Below are 24,283 nucleotides of genomic sequence, written 5' to 3' on the forward strand. Positions count from 1 at the left end.
CAAACAAAAGACACTCGAAACGCGACGCTTGCATCACCGCCACCACGCCGCATAATGAAACCAACCAGATGAGCCAAACTCTCTATTAGTTTACGCAGCCATTGGTTCCAAAAACCCTGACGACGGACAGTTCGTCGTCCAGCATTCGTAATGACCCCAAATGTTCTGTCATAGACCGGCGCCCAACGGGCGTATGAGGTTTTGACGGCATTGAGTTCCAAGACACTATCCCTCGACAGGTTTTGATTTTCGTGAACAGCGGTATGCCCAAACAAGGCACGATGCGTAAACTAAGGTCAGAAATGTCAGCGTAGCCCATAGGTAGGTCAGCAGGGCTGCGGCCAAAATCCCGGCCCCCAACAGGAAGAATTTGGCGTTGGCGCGATCCATGGCCATGTTTTTAAATGAGTAGGTCGGAATACGACTGATCATCAGCAGACCAACCAAGCAGATGTACAAAGCAACAACGACCGGAGGGGTCAGAGGCATGTCTGCAACTGCAAACGAGAAGACCATCGGCAACATCACCAAGACCGCTCCAGCAGGTGAGGGTACACCGACAAAAAACTCAGACGGCGTTGAACCCGTTTCCAAGCGACAGCTGACATTGAAACGCGCAAGGCGCAAGACACAGCAAATTGCGTAGAACAATACAGCAATCCAGCCAGCACTTCGAAAGTCTTGAAAGGCCCAACTGTGCAAGATCAGCACCGGAGCGACGCCAAAGTTAACAAAATCAGCCAGTGAATCGAGTTCAGCTCCTACAGCGGTTGCCCGGTTCAATAGACGCGCCAACCGACCGTCGAGACCATCAAGAACACAGGCTGCCAGAATAAGCTGAACAGCCAATTCAAAGTTGCCCTCATACCCAAATCGTATGGCGGTAAGCCCTGCGCAGATTGCGGCGATGGTAATGAGATTGGGCAACAGATAGATCAAGCGAATATCTGATTGCTTCTCACTATCCAAGGGCTCGGTCACTGATCAATCCGCCCAGGCGGTGCGCGCGGGTTCAGTAGAGGCAAGATCTGCTAAAACGGTCTCACCTGCGATCATGGTTTGTCCTAGGTTGACCATTGGTTCTACCCCATCGGGCAAATAGACATCCAACCGTGAGCCAAAGCGGATCAGGCCGAACCGCTCTCCGGTACGCAAGGTGGCACCTTTCGTCGTGAAGCAAACGATCCTTCGGGCGACCAGCCCCGCAATCTGCACCACGGCAATTTGGCGGCCGTCAGCCATCTCAATACAAAGGCTGTTGCGCTCGTTGTCAGCACTGGCTTTGTCCAGTGACGCATTGAAAAACTTGCCAGGACGATAGGCTATCGCTGCGACCTGACCCGCTATTGGGGCACGGTTCACATGGCAATTGAAGACACTCATAAACACGCTGACGCGGGTGAGAGCCGTATCAGGCATTCCAAGTTCGGCTGGCGGGACAGCTTTTTCGATGAGCGAGACGATGCCGTCAGCAGGACTGACGATCAGCCCATCGCGTGAAGGTGTGACGCGCACGGGATCCCGAAAAAAGTAGTAGCACCAAATCGTCAGCCCCACTCCAATCCACCCCAGAACGGACCAAATGAGAAAGAGGACGACCGTGATTGCGGCAAAGATGCCGACAAATTTGCGCCCCTCAGGATGCATTGGCTTTAGGAACGTGTCACGCATCTTCATGGGGGCAACCTGATCTGGTTTGAAACGACTCCTTCTATCGTCAAAGTGACAAAATTTGCAATGTTATAATCTGCAGTGTTTTAGGGTCAGGATCGAACGGTCTTAAATGTCCAAGCCTAGATCCACTGTCCGCGCCGAATGGGTCAGCACGCCGGACGAGATATAATCCACGCCCGTCGCAGTGATCGAGGCGATCCGATCCAATTTCACATTGCCGCTGGCGTCGGTTTTCAACCGGCCATCAACCATCACGACGGCCTCGCGCAACATATCATTATCCTCGATCATCCGCGCACGCAGCGGGCTCATCTTCCCCTGTGCCATGCGAACCTCGCCCATGGCATGCAAGAGGTCAGCGGTTCGACCCCGCTAGGCTCCACCAATTCTCTTTCCCATATTAGATAATAGTTTGAAGCGGTTACGTGGTATCCGTCTACCTTTCGCGCATTGTGTCACCAGCTTGCATGAAGTCCTGTGTCACTCGGATCTGGTGACAAATGTGGCGAAAGCCGTAAAGCAGACCTTCGAATTGATCGCAGCGAATGGTAGCTTCGAACCGACCTACACAGGCACCAGTCAGCGCTGGTGAGAAGTAACTCAAGTAGCCTAGATGCCCTCAATCACGCGCATATCGCGCAAGACACCCAAACGCGGCAATATCGCTTGATATGTCGGGTCTTCGTAAGCCCGAATTGCTGCGTCGGTGGAGGCGAACTCAATGATGATCGAACGCTCGTTCTGACCCGCCTCGAAGGTCTTGACCGGCATACCTCTTGCGATGAAACGACCGCCCAACGCTTCTATCGCCTGTTTCGCGTCTGATGCATAGGCTGCTAAGTTTCCTTCGGTTGGCGGGGATCTGTAGCAAACCACCAGATAACCTTTGCCCATAGCCAATCCTCTAACTCGAAATTCAAAATCAGCATTCCGAAAACGAAAAGTCAATGGCAGCTTCGGGCTCAAGGACGAAGCCGCTCTCGCGGCAATGGTGCTTGTGGCTGATGTTTCGCATTGTTCCTGACGTCGTGCATTTTGTGAACTGACGAACCTGTCTGACGATTGGGGTTTTCTCAGTCGACAGAGGAGGTTCCAATGACAGAGGAGAGGACAACGCCGCTTCGGGAGCGGATGATAGAGGATATGCGCATTCGGGGTCTGGGGCGCCAATCTCGGTCAGTATAGGATACCCCACGGCTTCTTTTTTAGCCCCAAGCCAAGTGGCTCTTGGCGCGCATGAATATTTTGAACAGAAAAGGTATTGAACAGATCTAATTGGCAGGCCACCGCCCTCATAAAACGCACAGCGGGAAATGTGCAGGACGACCCGACTCGCAGCAAGCGACCACATCGATTAACGAGCAAAAAAAGTGCGTCTTGATTTGAATCATTGCCCGCCACCTGTTTGAGCCACCAAGCTATAAGCAGGAGGACACCACTATGTGCACTATCGGGAAAACACCCGAGGATTGCGCGGTGGCATGCTGGCGCCCGGCTGAGCTGGGCAAGGCGCGATCAGCGCATGACCTTGGCCGCGAACTTCTGACTGGGTTGCCGGGCGATGCCATCAACATCGGGTTCGAAGCCGTCGACCGGCACGTTGACCAGGGCCACGGCGATCAGGTCGCGTTGGTCTGGCTATCAAAGACAGGCGCGCGCAGGGCGATCGGTTATCGCGAACTTGCCCAGATGTCGTCGCGCTTTGCCAATCTGCTATACGCCCACGGTTTGACCAAAGGCGCGCGTGTTTTCGTTGCGATGGGCAGACGGCCCGAGCTGTATGCTGCCGCCTTGGGCACACTGAAGGCCGGAATGGTGTTTACGCCGCTGTTTGCCGCCTTCGGCCCCGAGCCCATTCGCACGCGGATGGAGATCGGAGCCGCGAATGTTCTGGTCACAACAAAGTCGCTTTACAAACGTAAGGTCGCAGCTTGGCGGGATGAGATACCCTCCTTGCAGTTGGTCCTGATTGTCGGCGATGACGCGCCTGAAGGATGCGTGGCACTGGACCCGGCGCTCGACGATGTGTCGCCTGATTTCCAAGCGGTCCGGACACAGCCCGAAGATCCCGCCCTGATCCACTTCACCTCAGGCACGACTGGAAAGCCAAAAGGCGCGGTCCATGTGCACGAGGCGGTTCTGTATCACGCGATGTCCGGACGCTATGCGCTGGAATTGCAACCCGGGGTGACCTATTGGTGCACCGCCGATCCGGGATGGGTGACGGGGACGACCTATGGGATCATTTCCCCGTTGGTGAACCGCGTGACGATGATCATTGACGAGGCCGAGTTCAACCTCGAGCGCTGGTACGGGATCCTTGAACAGGAACGTGTCGCCATCTGGTACTCGGCCCCCACAGCCATTCGGATGATGATGCGCGCGGGCAAAGAGGCCACGGAAGGTTTCGACTTCAGTGCGCTCCAGTTCTTGGCCAGCGTCGGTGAACCCCTGAACCCCGAGGCCGTGATCTGGTCGCACGAGGTGTTCGGCCTGCCCTTCCACGACAATTGGTGGCAGACCGAAACCGGCGGCATCATGATCGCCAACACGCGCGCCCAAGACATCAAGCCGGGTTCGATGGGAAAACCCATGCCCGGCATCCATGCGGGGATCGTCGAGAAAGACAATGGCGGCCTGCGCGAGATGAATGACGGCGAGATCGGAGAGCTTTCCCTACGGCCCGGATGGCCCTCGATGATGCGGACCTATCTTCACGAACAGGCGCGGTACGACAAATGCTTCCAAGACGGCTGGTATCTGTCCGGCGACCTCGCCATGCGCGATGCGGATGGGTATTTCTGGTTCGTCGGGCGCGCCGATGACCTGATCAAGTCTTCGGGCCACCTGATCGGTCCGTTCGAGGTCGAGAGCGCGCTGATCGAACATGACAGCGTGGCCGAAGCCGCCGCGATTGGCATCCCGGACGAGACGGCCGGGGAAGTCGTCAAAGCCTACGTGACCCTGAACCCCGGCCAGACCCCAAGCGAAGAGCTAGAACGCGACATCCGCGGGCTTGCCCGCAAGCGCCTTGGGGCCGCCGTCGCCCCGCGCGAAATCGTATTCCGTGAATCTCTGCCCAAAACCCGGTCAGGCAAGATCATGCGTCGCCTTTTGAAGGCGCGTGAACTGGGCCTGCCCGAGGGCGATATCTCGACATTGGAGGTGGATGAGAAATGACCGCCAAGAAACCCAAACTGGACCACACCCATGTGCGGCGGCTGTTGCAGGACATGATCCGCATCCGCCGATTCGAAGACAAATGCGCCGAGCTGTATACGCAAGAAAAGATCCGCGGCTTCCTGCATCTCTATGACGGGGAAGAGGCCATCGCGGCGGGGATCATCCCGTGCCTGACCGCCGAAGATCGCGTCGTGGCCACCTACCGCGAACACGGCCATGCGCTGATGCGGGGCGTCTCGATGTCGTCTGTCATGACCGAGATGTACGGCAAGGCCGAAGGCTGCTCGGGCGGGCGTGGTGGCTCTATGCACCTTTTCGACGCCGCGACGAATTTCTATGGTGGCAATGCCATCGTAGGGGGCGGGCTTCCCTTGGCGGCGGGCTTGGCGCTGGCCGACCACATGCGGAGTGACCGCGCGGTCACGGCCTGTTTCTTCGGGGAAGGCGCCGTGGCCGAAGGCGAATTTCACGAGTCCATGAACCTCGCTGCCCTGTGGCAGCTTCCAGTTCTGTTCGTCTGCGAAAACAACGGCTACGCGATGGGCACCGCGCTAGAGCGTTCGGAATCTGAGACCGACATCAGCGCCAAGGCCGCCGCCTATGGCGTCGAAGCACGCGTGGTGGACGGCATGGATGTCGTTGCGGTCGAGGCCGCAGCGATGCAGGCGCTGGACCACATTCGAAGCACCGGACAGCCCGTTTTTCTGGAATGCCGCACCTATCGCTTCCGACCGCATTCGATGTTCGATGCCCAGCTTTACCGCGACAAGGACGAGGTCGAAACATGGCGCGCAAAAGGACCCATCGTCCGCTTCCAGACGTGGCTTTTGGTCAACGGATTGATCCACGAAGATGAGATTGCCGCGATCGAAGCAGAGGTGGCGGCGGAAATCGACGAAGCCGTCGCGTTCGCCGAAGCCGGCACGTGGGAGCCTGTCGACACGCTGACCAAGGATGTCATGGCGCCCTCGGCACCTCCGCCAGAAGTCACGATGCCCTCTGGAGCTCTGGTCGAAACCACCTACCGCGAAGCCGTCCGCACCGCGATTTCGGACGCCATGGCGCGCGACGACCGTGTCTTTTTGATGGGCGAGGATGTGGGCGCCTATGGCGGCTGCTACGCGGTGTCGAAGGGGCTGATGAAGGTGTTCGGCCCGGATCGCATCCGCGACACGCCCCTGTCAGAATCCGGGTTCACCGGGGCCGGGATTGGCGCGGCCTGCGCGGGGATGCGCCCCATCGTGGAGCTGATGACGGTCAACTTCAGCCTATTGGCGCTGGACCAGATCCTGAACACTGCGGCGACCCTGCGCCATATGTCCGGAGGGCAGTTCGACGTACCGGTGGTCATTCGGATGGCGACCGGGGCGGGCAAGCAGCTTGCCGCGCAGCATTCGCACAGCCTTGAAGGCTGGTACGCCCATATCCCGGGGCTGAAGGTGCTCGCCCCAGCCACGCTGGAAGATGCGCGCGGGATGTTGTGGACGGCGTTGCAGGACCCCGATCCTGTGCTGATCTTCGAGAACGTGATGCTGTACAACAGGTCTGGCAAGATCGACACGAACGCTGGCCCCGTCGACATTTCGCGGGCCGCAATCCGCAGGCCGGGCAACGACGTGACGTTGATCACCTATGGCGGTTCGCTTTACAAAACACTCGATGCGGCCGAGGCACTTGCCGGCGAAGGGATAGACGCCGAGGTAATCGACCTGCGGTCTCTGCGACCTTTGGATGATGAGACCATCATGGCATCCGTTGCCCGCACCCGCCGCGCGGTCATCGTGGACGAGGGCTGGCGCAGCGGCTCGCTGGCGGCAGAAATCTCGGCGCGGATCACAGAGCAGGTATTCTGGACGCTGGATGCGCCGGTTGGGCGGGTCTGCGCCGCCGAAGTGCCAATCCCCTATCCGAAACACCTAGAGGATGCCTCGATCCCGCAGGTGCCCGTGATTGTCGCGGCGGTGAAGGCAACCATGGGGCGCGAGTGATATGGCTATTTTTCGGATGCCATCACTGGGCGCGGACATGGAAGCGGGAACATTGGTCGAATGGCTAATAAAGCCAGGAGACGAGGTGCGCCGGGGCGATGTCGTGGCCGTTGTCGAAACACAGAAAGGGGCAATCGAGATCGAAAGCTTCGAGGCTGGGATCGTAACGGAATTGATTGCAAGCGTCGGGCAAACCGTACCGGTTGGCCAAGAACTGGCCTGGATTGGTGCAGAGGAGCCACCAACAGTCGAGGCCGTACCCGAACCGAGCTCCAAGCAACCAAGTGTAGCTGTTGCAAGCAAACTCTCCGCGCCAAAGGTCACCGCAGGCCCACCCAGATCGCTGACAAGTATCGGTGCAAGCCCTGCAGCCCGCCGTGCAGCACATAAGTTGGGAATAGACCTCTCTACCCTACAAGGTAGCGGCCCTGGCGGAGCAATCGTTCTCGCCGATGTCGAAGCAAGCGAGAAACCGAAGAATATAGCCAAGACAACTGAAGGCGGTCTTTCAGAAATGCGCAAAGCCGTTGCCGCAGCCATGGTGCGTTCAAAACGCGAAATACCCCATTTTTCCGCCTCGCATACGATCGAGACACAGGGCGTCTCGGACTGGCTTGCTGCCCGAAATTCAGACCGCCCCCCTTCCGAACGGGTGTTGTTGGGTGCTGTGCTCGTGAAAGCCGCCGCCCTTGCCGCGCGCTCGGTCAAAACGTTGAACGGCCATTTCACCGATGGCGCTTTTGTCCCGTCGGACGAGATCAACACAGGTGTGGCCATTTCATTGCGCGGTGGAGGACTGATTGCACCGGCGCTGCACCGGACCGACACCATGTCGCTTGATGATGTCATGGCCGGGATGCGTGACCTCGTCACCCGGGCGCGGAGCGGACGGTTGCGCGGTTCAGAAATGACCCGTGGGACACTGACAGTGTCGAGCCTAGGCGAAAATGGTGCCGAGCAAATGACGGGTGTAATTTTCCCTCCACAGGTTGCACTTCTGACGGTCGGCGCCCCCCAGGTCCGGCCATGGGTGGTGGGGGACGCGATCATACCCCGTGAAGTGACGAATTTTGTACTCTCGGCCGACCACCGTGTCTGCGACGGGCTGCAAGCATCGAAATATCTGACTGTGTTGGCTGAAAAGCTTTCAAGACCGGAGGAATTATGAACGACAGTGAAATCAGAGATATCGTCCTGAGTGAAATCCACAAGGTTGCACCAGATATCGATCCCGCCGACGTGTCCGATGATGACCATCTTCAGGATGATCTGGAGCTGGATTCGATGGATATCTTATCCCTCGTCACAGCTTTACACGAACGCCTAGGCATATCGATCCCCGAAGCTGAGTATCCAGAGATCGATACCCCTGCCAAGGCTGTTCGATACCTCGCTGGCAAGATCACCGGATAAGACGTAGTACCATATTTCCAGAGACGCGGACAAAGACGCGACTTGTGGTGAAGGTCTGAAATCCGCTCTAATTGCTTGCGCATGCCGGGTATGGTGGCACCCCGGCTCCATCTCCCTGCCCACCGGAGGGTGCACGGAGCGCCCGGCGACTTGCGCCAGCTATCTACCCGGCTCCTGCGGGCCTCCTGGGCGTCTCTCCGTCAGGCGCCGCTCTTGACCTGATAAAGACGATCCAGCACCTCAGCCCCACCTCGACGCCTTGCGCCTGTAGAGTGGAGACAAAACTGTGCCGCGCTGAATGGTGAGTGGCGTAACGGACCCGAGCGGCTTTGAAAGCCGGTCGCCAATAACGCTTGAGGAAATTTGAGTAGAGCACCGGCCCACCGCCACCTTGGCGGGGCAGGGGCCATTGCTGAGCGACACCGGGCCCCGGGAACACGCGGTAGAGCTTGCCGTCCAGACGCGGGTAGCCGCCAAGCAAGAGGTCAGTATTTGGAAGGGCAGAAAGCGGTTGTTCGCCGCGACCATTCCCAAGGTCAGCTTTGCAGGTCGGGAGGGCTCGGCGGTGCCGTCTGGCAAGGCTGTCGTAGTCGAAAGCTGACGCGGAACGTGGCAGCCAGATCCCCTCTAATCCAAGCTTCATACTGTGAGGTAAACTATGGCCGCTTCAAAATCGAGCCGGCGATAACCCCGCGTGAAACCAGTTGAGAAAGGTGACCACCGAGTAGACCGGGCAGCCAGTGGATTTAGTGATGTCTGCCGCATAGGGCGCCATGTTGGTGCATTCCAGAACGATTGCTTTGACCTTTGGTGCGGCTTGAAGAAGCGATGTTGCAGCCCAGATCATCTCGTCTCGGCAGGCCGCGTAGTCCATTTCCTTTCGATCTTCGAACACGGCACTGGCAAAGGCACCCTCTCTTGGCAAGCCTTCCATAGCCGTATCCGGCCGCGCACCTGCCGCGCGAAGATGTGCGTCGCTAAGGCTATCTTTCGAGATGGTCAAAACACCGGCTTCTTGGCCCGACGGAAGCAGGGTTTCAATCATCGCTAATTGCATCAGGGGGGAACTGGCAAACGGCACACCCAATGCTGACTTGAGATCATCCTGTAGAAGAGAAAGAAAGCCGCAGGAGGTCGCGATTCCAGTGCAACCTTCAGCGATAAGCGAACGACCTGCATCAACAAAGTCGCCCAGAATTTTCCGCGGGTCGTCCAGCACCACCTTTCCCGCACTTGCTCCGGGCACGGTGTGAAAGCGCACGGGAAACCCCCATGTCCCCGGGTTTCCAATATCGCCCAACGGGCGCGGAAATTGCGTTTCAAGCATCAAGACGCCAAGGCTTGGCTGGTTCATGTTTTTTCGCTTTTACTCATTGCCCCAATCGGTGCACCGGTTGCCGAATAGGGTTCCAGTTCTTCAAGGAGATAGGCCAGAAATTCCTTTCCCACCAGTGACAGGGGGCGTGTGGCGGATGTTACGATCGCCATGTCCATGGTGATCTGTGGTTCGAACCTACGTGCCACAAATCGATCATCATAGTCGAACTCAAGGCCAAAACGGTCAAGCAGGGCTACACCCATCCCTTCTTTGACGAAGCTCAGAAGGTTCTTGAAGAGATGCGAATGAACGCGCGTCCTTAGCGGAACTTCAGCCGCCTCGAACACGTTTCTAAGTCGCCGCGACGTGATGTGCTCTGGCCCCATAACGATGAAAGATTCATCGCGCAGCAAGTCCGGCGTCAGAACCTCGTGGCGCGCCAGCGGATTGTCCTTGTGCAAGGCGATTTTGGTTTCGATATGAAGCGGATACACTGTGAGCGCATCATAGAGCATTGGCATTTCGCATATGCCGATTTCAAACAGTCCAGACAGAACCCACTCCTGAATTTTCGAGCTGTACTGCGACTGGAACGAGATATTCATGTCCGGCCGTGTCTTGGAAAACTCTGCGATCAGCTTGGGCATGAATCCAAAGGACATAGAGTGCTGAGACGCCACTTGAAGGTGCCCTGCTTGCTTGTTCTGTAGGTCCACGACTGCCTGTGTTACATGGTCAAGCCCCCGGACAACGGTGTCGATTTCACGGTGCAGCAATTCAGCTTCCGGTGTGGGAACAAGCCGTCCGTGCAGACGCTCAAAAAGCTTCAGCCCGGTTTGACGCTCAAGTTCGGCAAGCAGGTTAGATATCCCCGGCTGCGAGATGCCCAGCGCATCGGCTGCTCCGGTCACGGTGCCGGTGTCTACTATCGCGTGGAAGGCTTGTAACTGTCTGAATCTGAGTTTCATTCCTCTTTCTATCATTTTTTATGATATACCTGCCATAAATTAATATTGGAAATGATATTTGGCAGCTGCGAGACTGTTGTCCTTAAAGAGGAGCATGATCGAATGAAGCCAAAGCACGTCGTCATTGTTGGAGCGGGGATTGTTGGCACCGCGTCGGCCATCTGGCTAAGGCGTGCCGGTTTTGACGTTACCTTGCTTGATAAGGGCACGCCCGGGATGGGGGCGTCCTATGGCAATGGCTGCATTCTGGCGAGCTGCTCGGTCGTGCCGGTTACCGGGCCGGGGCTGTTGATGAAAAGCCCGAGCTATCTGCTCGATCCCAACTTTCCGTTGTTTCTGCGTTGGGGATACGTCCCCAAACTGCTTCCGTGGCTCGTGAAGTACATGTCACACGCCAACGAAAGCGATACACGCCGCATCAGCCAAGGCTTGGCGACGATCGTTGGAGATAGCTTTGAACAGCATCAATCGCTCACCGCGGGCACCGACGCCGCAAAATGGGTACAAAGCAGCAGCTACAGTTTTGCATATGCGGATCGCGCAGCATTCGAGGCGGATGCGTTCGCGTGGCAGCTGCGCAAGGAAGCGGGCTTTGAGCCCGAGTTGGTCGAAGGCGACGCCGTGCAGGAAGCTGAGCCGATCCTGGGTTCGAACACCCAGCTTTTGGCCGTTCTGAAGAACCATGGATTTATCCTGAACCCGGGGTCGTATGTACAGGATCTGGTGAAGCTGCTCGAGAAAATGGGCGGAAAGTTTGTTCAGGCGGAAGTGACGGATTTTGACCTGAGCGGCGGACAGGTCAGCGCGGTGGACACGACGCAAGGGCGCTTTCATTGCGACAGGGTTGTGGTTGCGTCGGGGGTCTGGTCCCGTCCTTTGATGCAAAAACTGGGGATCAATGTGCCGCTCGAGGCCGAGAGGGGGTATCACATCACCTTCAAGGGGCCGAGCCAGCGCCCCAACAATCCGATGATGTTGACCGCTGGAAAATTCGTCGCGACAGCGATGGATCAGGGCGTTCGCTGCGCGGGCGTGGTCGAGTTCGGCGGGCTGAGCGAGAAGCGCTCAAAAGCGCCTTTGAAGCTCCTTCGCCGTAAAGTGAAAGAGATGTTTCCGGGCCTTGAATGCGAATCCGACGAAGAATGGCTGGGGTTCCGCCCGGCCCCCACGGACAGTCTGCCGTTGATCGGCGAACTCGGGTCCACCGGTGTATTCACGGCATTTGGCCACCACCATATCGGTCTAACAGGTGGTCCCAAAACGGGCCGGCTGGTGGCCGAGATGATTGCCGGAAAACACCCAAACTATGACACGAGCCCATTCGAACCCATGCGGTTCGCTTCGGGTCACTAACGAAGAAACGTGCACCAAATCAGGGAGAGAACCATGACTGCACTTACAAAACTGAAAACTGCCGCTGCAATCGTAGCAACTACCATCGCCGGCACTGCGGCGTCCGCCGAAAAATGGGACATGCCCATGGCCTATGCCGCGACGAACTTCCATTCCGAGCATGGCGTCATGTTCGCCGATAAGGTCCGCGAATACACCGGCGGCGCCATCGACATCACGCCACACCACGGCGGTTCGCTGTTCGGCGGTGCCGAGATCAAACGCGCGGTTCAGACCGGCCAAGCACCGATCGGCGAGCGATTCATGTCGGCCCACGCCAACGAAGAGCCGATCCTTGGATGGGACAACCTGCCCTTCGTCGCAACGTCCTATGCAGACAACGACAAGCTCTGGGCCGCGGCCAAGGACATCGTGAATGAACGCCTGTCACACCATAACCTGGTGACCCTCTACACCTGCCCATGGCCGGGCCAGGGTTTCTACTTCAATCAGAAAGTCAACTCGTCGGCTGATATCCAAGGTGTGAAATTCCGCGCCTACAACTCTGCCACCGCGCAGATCGCCGAAAAACTGGGCATGATTCCGGTCACCATCGAAGCGGCTGAAATCGCGCAAGCCTTCGCCACTGGCGTTGCGGCTTCCATGATCTCGTCGGGGTCCACCGGCTATGACCGGAAGCTGTGGGAACATGTGTCCGATTACTACAAGGTCAACGCTTGGTTCCCGCGCAACTATGTGTTCGTGAACAAAGGCATCTGGGATGGTCTGGACGCCGACACGCAGGCGGCCATGCAGAAAGCAGCTGACGAAACCGCAGTGTCCTGCGCGGCCAAGTCGGCAGAATTGGCCAGCTGGTACTTCGAACAGTTCGTTGAAAACGGCATGGCTGTTCAGGAAGCGGGCCCTGATTTCCGGGCAGAGCTGGAGCAAATTGGCGCTGAAATGACCGCAGAATGGCTGGAAGCCGTTGGTGAAGACGGTCAGGCTATTCTTGACGCCTACAACGCCAACTAAGGCTGAAACCAAGCACTCTGGAGAAGGCCCCTGACACGAAAGGGGCCTTCTCCAAACTTCATCGCGGGGGACAACTTGATGCGAGATTGGCAACCATTTCTGGGCCTACCTTTATGGGTTTGGCTCTTTGTTTTTCCGACCTGTCTGGCTCTCTATTGCCTGTGGCAAGGTCCCAAGGCCGCGCGGCTTTTGCAGCCCGTTTGGCGCATTCTTGACAAGATCTATAAAGCCGCAGGTGTCATTGGCGCCGGTTTCATGATGGTGATCCTCCTGCTCATCATTGGGCAAATGGTCGCGCGGTGGTCGAGTATGACCTTCCCCGGAGCAACGGAATACGCAGGCTATGCCATGGCCGCGACATCGTTCTTCGCACTTGCCTACACGCTTACTCAAGGTGGGCATATTCGGGTTTCGGTGTTGCTCAATCTCAACCGGCACACCGAATTCTGGCTAGACGCCGCTGCCAAGTTCATCGCCGCGATCACGGCGACCTATTTCGCGAGATATGCGATCAAGACCAACATCGTGTCCGAGATGATCAATGATCGCACACAGGGGCAGGACCTGGTGCCTGAGTGGCTGCTGACCACGCTCGCCATGTTCGTAAACTCTCCTGCCAAATGGGGAGAGATGTGGGCCGCGACCGGTTCTGACTGGGTCTATACACCCATTTGGCTTCCACAACTTCCAATGTCGATCGGCGCGGTTCTGCTGGCCGTTGCCATTTGGGATTACCTCACACGTCTCCTCGCCTTGGGGGAAAGCCAGATTCACGAGGAGGTTCTGGAATGAGCGAACTTTACACCACAGCGATCTTCCTTTTCGTGCTCTTTGCCCTTTTGGGCGGATCCGTTTGGATTGGTCTTGCGCTCATGGGCGTGGCTTGGGTCGGCATGGAGCTGTTCACGTCGCGGCCTGCGGGCGACGCGATGATCACGACGATCTGGGCCGGGTCCTCGAGCTGGACACTGACGGCGCTGCCTTTGTTCATCTGGATGGGAGAGATCCTCTATCGAACGCGATTGTCGCAAGACATGTTCCGCGGACTTGCCCCTTGGATGCGCTTTCTGCCGGGTGGGCTTTTGCACACCAATATCGCTGGATGCACCATTTTCGCGGCCGTTTCAGGGTCGTCGGCAGCAACCCTTAACATGGTCGGCAAGATGTCGATCCCCGAACTGCGCAAACGCGGCTATCCAGAGTTCATGATCATCGGGACGCTGGCCGGTGCGGCGACCCTTGGGCTGATGATCCCGCCGTCGCTGACGCTTATCGTCTACGGCGTGACCATCAACGAGAGCATCACCAAGCTTTTCATGGCAGGCGTCTTCCCCGGCCTCGTGCTGGCAGGGTTGTTCATGCTCTACATCGTGGCGTGGCACTTCATCTACAAAGACCAACGGCCCGAGCCCGAACCCAGAATGTCTCTTGGCGCCATGCTGTCGGAAAGCCGTTTCCTGTTGCCCCTCTTCGGTCTTGTCTTCGTTGTCATCGGGTCGATGTATATGGGGTTTGCGACCGCGACCGAGGCCGCTGCCGTCGGCGTCACCGGCGCGCTTCTTCTGTCCGCGATGCAAGGATCGCTTAGCTGGGATACGTTCAAGAACAGTCTGATGGGCGCGACGAAGACCTCGGCGATGATTGCTTTCATCCTGATGGGGGCCGAGTTCCTGTCCTTGTCTATGGGCTTCACAGGCCTGCCGCGCGCGCTGGCCGAGATGATCGACAGCTACAACCTGTCGCCCATCGCGCTGATTGCGGTGCTGACGGTCTTTTATCTGATCCTGGGCATGTTCATGGACGGGCTGTCCTCGGTTGTTCTGACCATGGCGATTGTCGAGCCGATGATCCGCGCAGCCGGAATTGACGTGATCTGGTTCGGCATCTTCCTTGTGGTGGTAATCGAAACTGCACAGGTGACGCCGCCCATTGGGTTCAACCTGTTCGTGCTGCAGGGCATGACCCGCCACCAGATCGGCTATATCGCGAAAACCGCGATCCCGATGGTCGGTCTGATGCTGCTTATGGTGGTGATCCTTGTGGTCTGGCCAGAGCTTGCGACCTGGTTGCCCAATAACATTCGGCAGGGACCCGGCGGTTGACCCTGATGCTGCAATCGCTCGGGCTGTTCGCACGGTATGGGCGGTTTGTCCTTGTTGCCGGATTGCTGGCGGGGCTTGCCCTGCCAGCAGTCGCACAGGCCCTTCGCCCTTGGTTGAGCGAAATGGTCTTGTTCCTGCTGTTCCTGACCGCGTTCCGTGTTGGGTTTCCAGCAACCCATGAAGGGCTGCGCCGTTCCTGGAGCGTGTTGGGCGTGGTCTTGACCTATCAGCTTGTCCTACCTCTGGTCTGCCTGGGTGTTTTTGGTCTGTTTGGCCTCGCTCAAAGCCCCGTCACGATTGCCTTGACGCTGATGCTCGCAGCCCCTCCGCTTACGGGAAGCCCCAATCTGTCATTGCTGCTTGGTCATTCACCCGAACCGGCCTTTCGTTTGCTTGTCTTGGGTACTCTGCTCCTGCCGCTCACTCTTATTCCGGTTTTCTGGTTTTCCCCGGCCCTCGGAAGCCTGACACAGGCGCTTGCTGCGGCGTTGCGCCTTGGCGCGGCTCTTGGTGTGACGATTGCCTTCGCCTTTGTCGCACGCGCCCTTCTGCACCCCAATATGAGCGAAACAGAAATCCGTGGGGTCGATGGGATAACCATTCTGACGCTTGCCATTGTCGTTGTCGGTCTGATGAGCGCAGTGGCGCCCGCCCTGTCGACCAATCCTGCGGCTCTTGCAGGTTGGCTGTTCATTGCACTGGTCATTAATCTGGGCCTGCAGGTGATCGCCTATCTGGTTCTCAATCGTGGTGGGGACGTGGTTAGCTCAGCCCCAATGGCCGTGGTTGCAGGCAATCGAAATGTGGCGCTCTTTCTTGTCGCGTCCAGCGCCACCCAAACAGACAGTTTTCTGATGTTTTTGGGGTGCTACCAGATCCCCATGTATCTCACACCTTTCCTGATGCGCCCTCTACTGGGAAGGCGGATCCCCTCGGCGTGATGTCGGGGCAGCAGAGCTTTCATACTCAAACCAGTCGAAGTTTCCGGCTTGCGCATTTAACCACCTATCGAAGGAATGACACATGATCGAGCGTATCCATACCGGCCAGCGCATGAGCAAAATCGTAAAACACAACGGAACTGTCTATCTGTGCGGGCAGGTCGGGGCTGGCGATACGGTCGCCGAGCAAACACGCGATTGCCTATCGCGAGTCGATGCCTTGCTTGCCGAAGCGGGCACATCAAAAGAAAATATTTTGCAGGCAATCGTCTGGGTGGCGGATATGGCTGACTTCGCAGAAATGAACGCGGTTTGGGATGCCTGGGTTCCCGAAGGCTATGCCCCGGCCCGCGCTTGCGGCGAGGCGCGCCTTGCACGCTCCGAGCTGAAGGTAGAGGTCATCGTTACCGCTGCCTGTTGATAGTCGGCTCTTTCCCCTTCACACCAACTCAGATTAGCGCCCCTTCGGGGCGCCCCGAAAGGGTGGTTGTTGATTATCTGACCAAGGAACGGACCTCCACGACCGATGGCGCGAATGTCTGGAATAGGCCGATAAGGGACTTCGGAATCGAAACAAATCCGTCTCTTTGTCACCCTTTGGTCACTTGTATAAAACCCAAGAGCTTTCAACCAAACTCAGCGAAATTGAACTTTCTGCCCTGAATTCCAACCCTTTCCAGAACCCACAATTCGGTCCAATTTCGTCCACTTCCCTCCATTTACCTGTACGGGTCTCACAAACCAATCTCGCCCATGGCATGCAAGAGGTCAGCGGTTCGACCCCGCTAGGCTCCACCAAATCTCTCACCCAGATTTGATAATGGCCCGGAGTTCATTGCTCAGGCCGTTCGAGATTGGATCGCAGCGGTCGGTGCCCAAACGGCCTACATTGAACCAGGATCACCTTGCGAGAACGGATACTGTGAAAGCTCCAGCGCACGCTTCAGAGACGCGTTGCTGAATGGAGAGGTATTTTGCAGCCTACGGGAAGCGCAAATCCTGATTGAACAACGGAACCGCTCGGTGAATGCATGCATTCACCGAGCGGTCAGTGGAAAACACTACAACACCAAACGACCGCATAGTGCTCGGTGCTACCGCCCGCCGGCTCCGGAGGTCATCGTTCCGGTGGAAACCAGGCCGATCATGCACGAACACTCAAATTGGACCACTTAGATGGGGCTGATCAACCCTTCGGCTGGTACAGACAGCTCAACCAACTTCAACTCATCTGGGCGAAGCTGCATCTCTCATCCAAATCTGAAAGTCACGAGAAAGACCTTGGAACGGGTTCTACTTTCCAACGACCTGGATCAGAGGGCTGTGTCACATGGCCCGGCGGCCGTTAACCGGACCCCTCCTCAGGTAGGGGAGCAATCAAGCCCTAGGCGGATTTGGAATGTCCGGTAATCCTCTGGGGCAGGTGTATTTACCATCGCGTTTGATAGAGGGTTCAATGACCGCGCCAGATAAGTTATTGTTTATGGGTAAAGAGTGAGAGTACCGATGAAGAATGTTATTGTGGCCGCCGTTCTTGGCCTTTCTGTTGCGACGCCTGCGCTTTCGCAATCCACCCACACAATTCATAATCCTTGCGAAAGAGGGCCGTTGCCTAAGGTAAGGATTATCAACGATTCCAAAGCCGAATTTATTGGATTCTTGCAGGGAATTCGGCCCGCTATGCCCTACGGCACCGCCCGTGTCATTGCATATAGCCTATGTGACGATTTGAGTTTGGTCGGAGATTCGCGTGGCCTGACGACGCGCCTGAACCAACTTCTTAAGTTGCACGGATACTGAACGGGTCTAAGGCGTAAGTCTGTTCCCTTAGGGAAGAGTTTGCTGGATTGGTCGAGCGTATCGCTCGACTGTCTCCATTGGTGCGCCGTGGTGGTGGGGATGTTGTCGGGGTCGCGCCCGAACGCCTTGCTGAATTGACCACGCAAGCGATCAAGCTCATGGCAGACCCTGCGCTCTGCGTTGTGCGATCTGCCGACCGTCCCACGTGCCAGCGGATCAAATGAATGCGGCCTGTTATTAGAAGCAGGTTTCTGCGTCGGCAGGCCGTGGAATGCCGGCAGCCGTCGACAGCGGGAACCATTTACGGAACCGATTGCAGATGGCGGTTTCCCCGATCAGCACAATGCGTTCATCCGCAAGCGCCTCTGACAGGGGGACATCGCCCATCCAAACCCCCATCAAGTCGCGCAATGACGCGGTCACAAACACATCAATGTCTTTGCCCGGATCCTGATAACACAGGTCCACCTCTTTGTGCGTGCAGACCAGCCACCATTTTCCGAACTCTTCAAGGCCCGGGAACTGGAAGCAAAGGACGGTTTCACCCCCCGGAAGCTCGTCCAGCTTCAGGTTGCGCTGGATGTCGAACATCAGAAACGTCACATCCAGATCGTCATCATCCATTTCATCGCGCGCCCAGCGCATCCCCCACACGACCAGAGCCTCGACAACGGCGGACAGCTCGTTCCCGGCAGGGGTCAAGCGGTATTCATGCCCGCGCTGGCCGCTCAGGCGCCGCTTCACGATCACGCCGTTTTCTTCCAACTCTTTGAGCCGTGTGTTCAGGACGGTCGGGGATATCCGGGGAAGCCCCTTTTGCAGCGCAGAGAACCGGCTGCTGCCCAGAAGCAGCTCGCGCACGATCAAAAGTGTCCAAGGGTTTCCCAGAATTTCTGCCGATTTCGCCACGGGGCAGAACTGGCCATAGCTGCGCATGTTGGAACCTCCTGATGTCAGGATAGTGTCGTGCGGGCGGACTACGCAATACGTAGTTGTTTACTACACTGGGCGCAGTATGTCCTGCCTGCTCGCTTGGGTACTTCTTCTTCATCGCCGGACCACACCGGCAACAGAAGGAGGAAACCATGTACAACTTCGTAAAAAACGTGCTGCAGATCTTCGGTGTCGTCTATCTGCGGTTTCGCATTGTCCCACGGATCTGGAATGTCTGGCTTGTCGGCGTCAATCTGGGCTGTCTGTATTTCATCACGCATATCGAGGCACAGGTCCTGCTGGCCGTAACCAGTGTTGCCGTTGCCGGGCAAGCCCTGATCTACGACCGGATTGGCTTCACGCGCATTTTGGGCATTGTCCACCTGATGTGGATCCCGATGTTCGCCTGGATGGCCACCCGGCTTGAGGCAATTCAAGCCGATCCGCAGCTGGCAAGCTGGATTGCCGTGCTGTTCGTGACGAACCTGGTGTCGCTTGTCGTCGATACCACGGACGTCCTTCGCTATCTGCGCGGCGAACGTGCCCCCCACTATAGCTGGTCCCGCGCCTCGGCCGCCTGATGATCCCCGGGTCGCGTTGATCATGCGACCCGGCTTTCCAAGGAGAATTCCCATGACCAAGATTGACCACACCACCCCCTTTGCGGTGCCAGTCTCGCCGATTGTCGAGTTCTGGAATGACGTTCTAGCCCCGAAGTTCCTGACCTATCGCCACATTCTGGAAGGTGGCCTGTCGCGCCACAGCGCCCAAGTTTTTCCGCGCCTGGAAATCCAGAACGGCGCGCAGGTTCTCGATGTTGGCTGCGGTTTCGGCGACACCACGCTGGCTCTGGCGCGGATGGTCGGCACGAGCGGCCATGTGACCGGAGTCGATTGCTGCCCCGATTTTGTAAACGTCGCGCAATCCGAACTGCGCAGCTCGGGGCTGGCGAACGCCAATTTTCACGTCGCAGACGCCGAGGTTCACCTGCCCGAACAGCAATATGACAGTGTCTTTGCGCGTTTCGGCACCATGTTCTTCGTGAACCCCGTGTCTGGCCTGCGCACCATGCGCAAAGCACTTCGCCCCGGTGGGCGGCTGACCCATATTGTCTGGCGACATCGCGCGGAAAACCCGTGGCTGGCGGCTGCGCGGTCGGTTCTTCTGGAGCACCTTCCACAGCCGGACGCAGACGCGCCCTGTTGTGGCCCTGGCCCGTTCTCGATGGCGGACCCGACGCTTGTACGGACGCAAATGGAGGCGGCGGGATTCACCGACATCTCATTTGAAAAGATTGACGCACAGGTTCTGGTCGGGCGAACAATTGAAGAGGCGATCGCGTTTCAACTGGCCATTGGCCCTGCGGGCGAGATTTTTCGCACGGCAGGCGACGCGGCCGAACGTAAGCGGTCCGCCATCGAAACGGATCTGCACGCGTTGTTTTCCGCGGCGCGTCACGATGCAGACGGCATCTGGATGAACAGCGCATCTTGGATGATCTCGGCGACTACGCCGCAGCAGTGAAAGGACGCAGAATGGGAAAAAATTCCGATGCAACGGTGGATGCAGAGGGGACCTTTGAGCCCTATGCCGGCGGATGTACCTGCGGTCATGTGCGATACCACATGCACTCCAAGCCTCTGATCGTACATGGTTGCCACTGCACATTCTGCCAAATCCAGACCGGCGCAGCCTATGCGGTCAATGCTTTGATCGAGTCAGATCGGGTAGAGCTCCTTTCCGGTGCGGTGCGCGACCACCAAGTGACAACACCCAGTGGGGCCGGGCAGACGATCTCGCGTTGTCCGGAATGCGGAGTTGCCGTCTGGAGCAGATATCACGCCCTGCCGAAGGTCGGGAACCATGTCCTCTTCATACGCGCCGGAACGCTGGACGACCCAAGCCTGACGCCCCCCGATGTGCACATCTACACATCTTCCAAACAGAAACATGTCCTTCTGTCCGGCCCAGCGCCACAGTTCGACGCGTACTATGATCCCGCGAAAACTTGGTCGAAAGAAAGCCTCGCACGCTATGCGGTGATCATCGCTTCCAAAACGCGTGGTACCGCGCATTGATGAACGGAAAGGGAATGTGACAGTAGTTGGCGTCCCTGCGGCAGGCGCCGCGAAGCCCCGCTTTCCGCTCTCTGTTTCCAAGCCGATCTCAGAACAGGTCGCCAAGCACCCCTACCAACTGTGGCAGAATTGTCCTGCAGTTTGGAAAGGCGGTATTGGCTAGATCCAGTCGGCGCACACCCGTATGGTGTTCATTTTTCGCATGCTTTCCAAGGATGACCTATGATCATTTCAAGCAAGATGCGGGTGTTGATCGTGTTTTGCCACCCGTCCCCCGAAAGCTTCAACCCGGTCATGGACGGGGACGAATTGCGCAACTATTTGGACACCGGTCGCAACCGTCTTGGGTAGAGGACGATATCGAGGACATTCTTTGGTGCAATGCCCTGATCTTCATCTACTCTACCTGGTGCTATGGCCCACCCGCGATGCTGGAACGCTGCCTTCTGCCCGGAGTGGCGTTCGATCCAGCGCTTTGGGCAGCGACACGATCCCGCGTGGGCTGGCGCATGTCACACGCTTGGGCGGTTTCACCACCTGCGACGCAAGCCTTGCGCTAACACATATGATGGGATCCCCAGGCAAGAACACATTCTTGCGGGGCGTGCGGGCGCTTTTGGCAGTGCGCTGCAAGACCAGCTTTGAGGGGTATTAAATGCGCGCGCCTTCCGGGCTAAAGAAATACGCATTGTCGGCGTCGAATCCGAGTGACAGGGACTGCCCTTCTGCAATGTCATGTTGACCGAACAGGCGTGCCGTAATCTGCTGGTCGCCGAGTTTGGCGATCACGTTCGTATCTCCACCAAGTTTTTCAACATGGCTGACATGTACCGATAGTGCGCCGTCGTCTGCCAGATACAGATCCTCGGGGCGCACGCCCATAGTCCGATCATCGCCTTCCGTCACCAGACCGGCTGGGAAGAAATTCATCGCCGGAGAGCCCAGAAAGCCCGCGACAAACTGGTTTGCCGGGTTGTTATACAGCTCCATCGGGCTGCCAATCTGCTCGACCCGTCCGTCACGCAGAACAACAATCTTATCGGCCAGTGTCATCGCTTCGGTCTGATCATGGGTCACATAGACCATCGACGTGCCAAGCTGCGCATGCAGGCCGGCGATCTCGATCCGGGTGTTCATGCGCAGGGCTGCGTCGAGGTTCGACAGGGGCTCGTCAAAGAGGAATATCTTTGGCTGGCGCACGATGGCGCGCCCGATGGCGACGCGCTGACGCTGGCCGCCCGACAGCTCTGACGGGAAGCGATCAAGATATTCCTCAAGGTTCAGCATGCGGCTGGCCTCGGCCACGCGAGCGTCGATCACATCCTTGGGCTGCTTTTCCTGTTTCAGCGCCAGCGACATGTTCTTGCGCACGTTAAGGTGCGGATAAAGCGCGTAGCTTTGGAACACCATCGCGATGCCGCGCTTGGACGGCGGGGTCATGTTCACCACATCGTCCCCGATCCGGATCTCGCCCGAGCTTGCGTCTTCCAGCCCGGCGATCACGCGCAGAAGGGTGGACTTGCCGCAACCGGATGGGCCGACGAACACAACGAACTCGCCTTCTTCGATTTCGATATTGATGTCTTTCAGCACATGAACTTTGCCGAAGGATTTGTTCACATTGGTCAGGGTCAGCGCCGTCATGGCGTCACCTCCATCAGGTTTACGGGTTGTCCAGTACGGACGCTTTCGTCAGCAGCCAAACAAATGGCCAGCGATTGAACGGCGTCCTGCATATGTCGGGTTAGGTCGATATCTTCGCGGATCGAGCGCAGCATATAGGCTTGCTCGGCGTCGCAAAGCTCTTGGTGGCCGGGTTCATCAGGCAGGTCGATCACGGTGTCGCCGTCTGGGCGGTGCACCAACAGGCCTCCGACCTTGGTGTGGCCATCCACGTCCGAAGAACCGGCCTTGTCGGCTTCAGTGATCGACACCGATCCCGCGGGCGAGATTACGTCTTTCACGAAAAACGCGGTCTCGGACATCATCGGGCCCCAGCCTGCCTCGTACCAACCGACCGATCCGTCGTCGAACGTGACCTGAAATTGGCCGTAATTGTACATGTTAGGCGCGATTTCGTCTGATAGGCGCAGCCCCATAGCGTTCACGCGCACGGGTTTGGCATCGGTGATCTGGCACCAGACATCCACATAATGCACGCCGCAATCAACGATCGGGGCGGTGGTCTGCATTAGTGCCTTGTGGGTCTCCCACTCGGCACCTGTGCTTTGCTGGTTCAGGTTCATGCGAAACACATATGGACCGCCCAAAGCGCGAGCCTCTTCGATCAGGCGCACCCAGCTGGGATGGTGGCGCAGGATGTATCCTACGGCCAGCTTCAGGCCCAGCCGGGTTGCCGTGTCCACCACCCGGCGCGCATCTTCCACTGTCGTCGCCAGTGGCTTTTCGACGAAGACATGCGCACCTGCTTCCATCGCGGCCACAGCATAGTCGGCGTGGCTGTCGGAATAGGTGGCAATAACCACGAGGTCGGGGTGAGTGGTGGAGAGGGCCTCGTGGAAATCAGTGAAAACGGGGTAGGGGGCCAGATCGGGGGCGTCTACCTTGCCCGACCGGTTCACCAATCCCACAATCTCGGCGTCTGGATGATGGTGATGCGCCAGCGCGTGGCTCATCCCCATATTCCCCAGACCTGCGATCAGAACACGGGTCATTTCACGGCTCCCGACGTGATGCCGCGGATCAGTTGACGCGAGAAGATGACGTAGAGCACCAAGACCGGCAGGATCGCCATCGACAGGGCGGACAGGACCGCGTTCCAGTCGGTCACGAATTGTCCGATGAAGACCTGGCTGCCAAGGGTGAGCGTCTTGGTTTCCTCGGCCGGGGCCAGGATCAGCGGGAACCACAGGTCGTTCCAGATTGGGATCATGTTGAACACGGCGACCGTTGCCATCGCCGGGCGCACCAGTGGCAGCACCAATTTAAAGAAAATCGTGTATTCAGACAGCCCGTCGATCCGGCCTGCGTTTTTCAGGTCGTCCGACACCTGCCGCATGAACTCGGACAGGATGAAGACGGCAAGCGGCAGGCCTTGTGCGGTGTAGACAAGGATCAGCGCCCAGAGCGAGTTGACCAGCCCGGTCGCCACCATCATTTCAAGAATGGCCACGGTACCGATGCGGATCGGGATCATGATGCCAAGGGCAAGATAAAGCCCCATCAGCGTGTTGCCTTTGAAACGGTATTCGCTCAGCGCGAAGGCCGCCATTGCGCCGAACAGCAGCACGAAGAACAAGGACGCCACGGTCACGATCATCGAGTTCTGGAAGTAGAGGAAGAAATCCCCCTGCTTCATCACCGTCTGATAGCCGATCATCGAAAAACTGTCTGCATCCGGCATCGCCAAAGGCTCGCGGAAGATCGCTTTGCGCGTCTTGAAGCTGTTGATCAGGATCACGAAGACCGGGAACAGCGCGATCAGCGTGTAAAGGATCAGCGCGCCATGCATCGCGGCTGTATTCAGCGGGTTTGTGCGGGCCTGATTCATGGTCCTA

At 57.7% G+C, this 24,283-nt stretch carries 23 protein-coding genes and 3 pseudogenes; 15 read left to right on the forward strand and 11 right to left on the reverse strand.

The features are described 5' to 3' along the window. The 5 genes and pseudogenes from MWU53_RS11670 to MWU53_RS11690 all read right to left on the reverse strand — a co-directional run. A pseudogene (locus MWU53_RS11670) lies at positions 1-221 on the reverse strand (hypothetical protein); the annotation flags it as partial. A 4-nt stretch (positions 222-225) separates the two neighbouring features. Continuing rightward, complete coding sequence (pssA, locus tag MWU53_RS11675) at positions 226-981, reverse strand: CDP-diacylglycerol--serine O-phosphatidyltransferase (RefSeq protein ID WP_247093533.1); 756 nt, start codon at positions 979-981, stop codon at positions 226-228. 3 nt (positions 982-984) lie between these two features. After that, complete coding sequence (locus MWU53_RS11680; RefSeq protein ID WP_247093535.1) at positions 985-1,677, reverse strand: phosphatidylserine decarboxylase; 693 nt, start codon at positions 1,675-1,677, stop codon at positions 985-987. A gap of 102 nt (positions 1,678-1,779) precedes the next feature. Beyond that, positions 1,780-1,944, reverse strand: a pseudogene (locus MWU53_RS11685) (nicotinate-nucleotide diphosphorylase (carboxylating)); the annotation flags it as partial. Positions 1,945-2,283: 339 nt separating this feature from the next. After that, entirely contained in the window at positions 2,284-2,568 is a 285-nt protein-coding gene (locus MWU53_RS11690; protein ID WP_247093537.1) for a DUF1330 domain-containing protein, read from the reverse strand. Between the two features lie 546 nt (positions 2,569-3,114). Between MWU53_RS11690 and acsA the strand changes: the two genes are divergently transcribed. From acsA to MWU53_RS11710, 4 genes are read left to right on the forward strand one after another with little or no spacing between them, the layout of a single operon-like run. Further along, entirely contained in the window at positions 3,115-4,854 is a 1,740-nt protein-coding gene (gene acsA, locus MWU53_RS11695; protein WP_247093540.1) for an acetate--CoA ligase, read from the forward strand. Further along, positions 4,851-6,845, forward strand: a complete 1,995-nt coding sequence (pdhA, locus tag MWU53_RS11700) for a pyruvate dehydrogenase (acetyl-transferring) E1 component subunit alpha (protein ID WP_247093543.1) — start codon at positions 4,851-4,853, stop codon at positions 6,843-6,845. The genes acsA and pdhA overlap by 4 nt, the downstream gene beginning before the upstream one ends. A gap of 1 nt (position 6,846) precedes the next feature. Next, positions 6,847-8,013 (forward strand): dihydrolipoamide acetyltransferase family protein, encoded by a 1,167-nt coding sequence (locus MWU53_RS11705; protein ID WP_247093544.1) that lies wholly within the window; start codon positions 6,847-6,849, stop codon positions 8,011-8,013. Then, positions 8,010-8,258, forward strand: a complete 249-nt coding sequence (locus MWU53_RS11710) for a phosphopantetheine-binding protein (RefSeq protein ID WP_163039090.1) — start codon at positions 8,010-8,012, stop codon at positions 8,256-8,258. The genes MWU53_RS11705 and MWU53_RS11710 overlap by 4 nt, the downstream gene beginning before the upstream one ends. Positions 8,259-8,925: 667 nt before the next feature. Here MWU53_RS11710 and MWU53_RS11715 read toward each other — a convergent pair. Together MWU53_RS11715 and MWU53_RS11720 are read right to left on the reverse strand one after the other, a co-directional pair. Further along, positions 8,926-9,585, reverse strand: coding sequence for an aspartate/glutamate racemase family protein (locus MWU53_RS11715; RefSeq protein ID WP_247093546.1), 660 nt, complete (start codon positions 9,583-9,585; stop codon positions 8,926-8,928). Positions 9,586-9,608: 23 nt separating this feature from the next. Next, positions 9,609-10,544: a LysR family transcriptional regulator gene (locus tag MWU53_RS11720; RefSeq protein ID WP_247093548.1), complete on the reverse strand. Its 936-nt coding sequence runs from the start codon at positions 10,542-10,544 to the stop codon at positions 9,609-9,611. A 102-nt stretch (positions 10,545-10,646) separates the two neighbouring features. Between MWU53_RS11720 and MWU53_RS11725 the strand changes: the two genes are divergently transcribed. The 7 genes and pseudogenes from MWU53_RS11725 to MWU53_RS11755 form a co-directional block, all read left to right on the forward strand. Beyond that, complete coding sequence (locus tag MWU53_RS11725; RefSeq protein WP_247093550.1) at positions 10,647-11,897, forward strand: FAD-binding oxidoreductase; 1,251 nt, start codon at positions 10,647-10,649, stop codon at positions 11,895-11,897. Positions 11,898-11,930: 33 nt separating this feature from the next. Beyond that, on the forward strand, positions 11,931-12,911 hold the full coding sequence (locus MWU53_RS11730) for a TRAP transporter substrate-binding protein (protein WP_247093552.1): 981 nt from the start codon (positions 11,931-11,933) through the stop codon (positions 12,909-12,911). Positions 12,912-12,989: 78 nt separating this feature from the next. Next, the gene (locus MWU53_RS11735) at positions 12,990-13,703 is read left to right on the forward strand and encodes a TRAP transporter small permease subunit (protein ID WP_247093554.1); all 714 of its coding nucleotides are present in this window, start codon (positions 12,990-12,992) and stop codon (positions 13,701-13,703) included. After that, positions 13,700-15,013 carry a TRAP transporter large permease subunit gene (locus tag MWU53_RS11740; RefSeq protein ID WP_247093556.1) on the forward strand — a complete coding sequence of 438 codons (1,314 nt, stop codon included), beginning with the start codon at positions 13,700-13,702 and terminating at the stop codon, positions 15,011-15,013. The genes MWU53_RS11735 and MWU53_RS11740 overlap by 4 nt, the downstream gene beginning before the upstream one ends. A gap of 5 nt (positions 15,014-15,018) precedes the next feature. Further along, positions 15,019-15,954 carry a hypothetical protein gene (locus MWU53_RS11745; RefSeq protein ID WP_247093872.1) on the forward strand — a complete coding sequence of 312 codons (936 nt, stop codon included), beginning with the start codon at positions 15,019-15,021 and terminating at the stop codon, positions 15,952-15,954. 82 nt (positions 15,955-16,036) lie between these two features. Further along, positions 16,037-16,375 (forward strand): RidA family protein, encoded by a 339-nt coding sequence (locus MWU53_RS11750; protein WP_247093558.1) that lies wholly within the window; start codon positions 16,037-16,039, stop codon positions 16,373-16,375. Between the two features lie 371 nt (positions 16,376-16,746). Next, a pseudogene (locus tag MWU53_RS11755) lies at positions 16,747-17,130 on the forward strand (integrase core domain-containing protein); the annotation flags it as partial. A gap of 861 nt (positions 17,131-17,991) precedes the next feature. Here MWU53_RS11755 and MWU53_RS11760 read toward each other — a convergent pair. Beyond that, on the reverse strand, positions 17,992-18,690 hold the full coding sequence (locus MWU53_RS11760; RefSeq protein WP_247093560.1) for a helix-turn-helix domain-containing protein: 699 nt from the start codon (positions 18,688-18,690) through the stop codon (positions 17,992-17,994). A 149-nt stretch (positions 18,691-18,839) separates the two neighbouring features. Here MWU53_RS11760 and MWU53_RS11765 point away from each other — a divergent pair, with 149 nt between their 5' ends. The 4 genes from MWU53_RS11765 to MWU53_RS15955 all read left to right on the forward strand — a co-directional run bounded on the left by MWU53_RS11765 (position 18,840) and on the right by MWU53_RS15955 (position 21,116). Next, positions 18,840-19,268, forward strand: a complete 429-nt coding sequence (locus MWU53_RS11765) for a hypothetical protein (RefSeq protein ID WP_247093562.1) — start codon at positions 18,840-18,842, stop codon at positions 19,266-19,268. 52 nt (positions 19,269-19,320) lie between these two features. Continuing rightward, positions 19,321-20,211 (forward strand): class I SAM-dependent methyltransferase, encoded by an 891-nt coding sequence (locus MWU53_RS11770; protein WP_247093564.1) that lies wholly within the window; start codon positions 19,321-19,323, stop codon positions 20,209-20,211. 11 nt (positions 20,212-20,222) lie between these two features. Beyond that, a complete protein-coding gene (locus MWU53_RS11775) occupies positions 20,223-20,765 on the forward strand; it encodes a GFA family protein (protein WP_247093566.1) in 543 nt (180 codons plus the stop codon). 222 nt (positions 20,766-20,987) lie between these two features. Beyond that, positions 20,988-21,116 (forward strand): hypothetical protein, encoded by a 129-nt coding sequence (locus MWU53_RS15955; protein ID WP_281501395.1) that lies wholly within the window; start codon positions 20,988-20,990, stop codon positions 21,114-21,116. A 300-nt stretch (positions 21,117-21,416) separates the two neighbouring features. Here the strand turns inward: MWU53_RS15955 and MWU53_RS11780 are convergent, their stop codons facing one another. From MWU53_RS11780 to MWU53_RS11790, 3 genes are read right to left on the reverse strand one after another with little or no spacing between them, the layout of a single operon-like run. Beyond that, a complete protein-coding gene (locus MWU53_RS11780) occupies positions 21,417-22,409 on the reverse strand; it encodes an ABC transporter ATP-binding protein (protein WP_247093568.1) in 993 nt (330 codons plus the stop codon). Beyond that, on the reverse strand, positions 22,406-23,440 hold the full coding sequence (locus MWU53_RS11785; protein ID WP_247093571.1) for a Gfo/Idh/MocA family oxidoreductase: 1,035 nt from the start codon (positions 23,438-23,440) through the stop codon (positions 22,406-22,408). Before MWU53_RS11785 ends, MWU53_RS11780 begins: the two co-directional genes overlap by 4 nt. Next, positions 23,437-24,276, reverse strand: coding sequence for a carbohydrate ABC transporter permease (locus MWU53_RS11790; RefSeq protein ID WP_163039073.1), 840 nt, complete (start codon positions 24,274-24,276; stop codon positions 23,437-23,439). The genes MWU53_RS11785 and MWU53_RS11790 overlap by 4 nt, the downstream gene beginning before the upstream one ends. Positions 24,277-24,283: the final 7 nt, after the last annotated feature.

Origin of the sequence: Aliiroseovarius sp. S1123 (assembly GCF_023015885.1) — a bacterium.
Lineage (GTDB): Bacteria > Pseudomonadota > Alphaproteobacteria > Rhodobacterales > Rhodobacteraceae > Aliiroseovarius.

Excerpts from the sequence above, each read along its gene's own strand:
- MWU53_RS11720 (WP_247093548.1), bottom strand. The coding sequence starts at position 10,544 with ATGAAACTCAGATTCAGACAGTTACAAGCCTTCCACGCGATAGTAGAC.
- MWU53_RS11785 (WP_247093571.1), bottom strand. The coding sequence starts at position 23,440 with ATGACCCGTGTTCTGATCGCAGGTCTGGGGAATATGGGGATGAGCCAC.
- MWU53_RS15955 (WP_281501395.1), top strand. The coding sequence starts at position 20,988 with ATGATCATTTCAAGCAAGATGCGGGTGTTGATCGTGTTTTGCCACCCG.
- MWU53_RS11780 (WP_247093568.1), bottom strand. The coding sequence starts at position 22,409 with ATGACGGCGCTGACCCTGACCAATGTGAACAAATCCTTCGGCAAAGTT.
- MWU53_RS11760 (WP_247093560.1), bottom strand. The coding sequence starts at position 18,690 with ATGCGCAGCTATGGCCAGTTCTGCCCCGTGGCGAAATCGGCAGAAATT.
- MWU53_RS11690 (WP_247093537.1), bottom strand. The coding sequence starts at position 2,568 with ATGGGCAAAGGTTATCTGGTGGTTTGCTACAGATCCCCGCCAACCGAA.
- MWU53_RS11705 (WP_247093544.1), top strand. The coding sequence starts at position 6,847 with ATGGCTATTTTTCGGATGCCATCACTGGGCGCGGACATGGAAGCGGGA.
- MWU53_RS11730 (WP_247093552.1), top strand. The coding sequence starts at position 11,931 with ATGACTGCACTTACAAAACTGAAAACTGCCGCTGCAATCGTAGCAACT.
- MWU53_RS11680 (WP_247093535.1), bottom strand. The coding sequence starts at position 1,677 with ATGAAGATGCGTGACACGTTCCTAAAGCCAATGCATCCTGAGGGGCGC.
- MWU53_RS11750 (WP_247093558.1), top strand. The coding sequence starts at position 16,037 with ATGATCGAGCGTATCCATACCGGCCAGCGCATGAGCAAAATCGTAAAA.
- MWU53_RS11740 (WP_247093556.1), top strand. The coding sequence starts at position 13,700 with ATGAGCGAACTTTACACCACAGCGATCTTCCTTTTCGTGCTCTTTGCC.
- MWU53_RS11770 (WP_247093564.1), top strand. The coding sequence starts at position 19,321 with ATGACCAAGATTGACCACACCACCCCCTTTGCGGTGCCAGTCTCGCCG.
- MWU53_RS11765 (WP_247093562.1), top strand. The coding sequence starts at position 18,840 with ATGTACAACTTCGTAAAAAACGTGCTGCAGATCTTCGGTGTCGTCTAT.
- MWU53_RS11745 (WP_247093872.1), top strand. The coding sequence starts at position 15,019 with ATGCTGCAATCGCTCGGGCTGTTCGCACGGTATGGGCGGTTTGTCCTT.
- MWU53_RS11710 (WP_163039090.1), top strand. The coding sequence starts at position 8,010 with ATGAACGACAGTGAAATCAGAGATATCGTCCTGAGTGAAATCCACAAG.
- MWU53_RS11790 (WP_163039073.1), bottom strand. The coding sequence starts at position 24,276 with ATGAATCAGGCCCGCACAAACCCGCTGAATACAGCCGCGATGCATGGC.
- MWU53_RS11775 (WP_247093566.1), top strand. The coding sequence starts at position 20,223 with ATGGGAAAAAATTCCGATGCAACGGTGGATGCAGAGGGGACCTTTGAG.
- acsA (WP_247093540.1), top strand. The coding sequence starts at position 3,115 with ATGTGCACTATCGGGAAAACACCCGAGGATTGCGCGGTGGCATGCTGG.
- MWU53_RS11725 (WP_247093550.1), top strand. The coding sequence starts at position 10,647 with ATGAAGCCAAAGCACGTCGTCATTGTTGGAGCGGGGATTGTTGGCACC.
- MWU53_RS11715 (WP_247093546.1), bottom strand. The coding sequence starts at position 9,585 with ATGCTTGAAACGCAATTTCCGCGCCCGTTGGGCGATATTGGAAACCCG.
- pdhA (WP_247093543.1), top strand. The coding sequence starts at position 4,851 with ATGACCGCCAAGAAACCCAAACTGGACCACACCCATGTGCGGCGGCTG.
- MWU53_RS11735 (WP_247093554.1), top strand. The coding sequence starts at position 12,990 with ATGCGAGATTGGCAACCATTTCTGGGCCTACCTTTATGGGTTTGGCTC.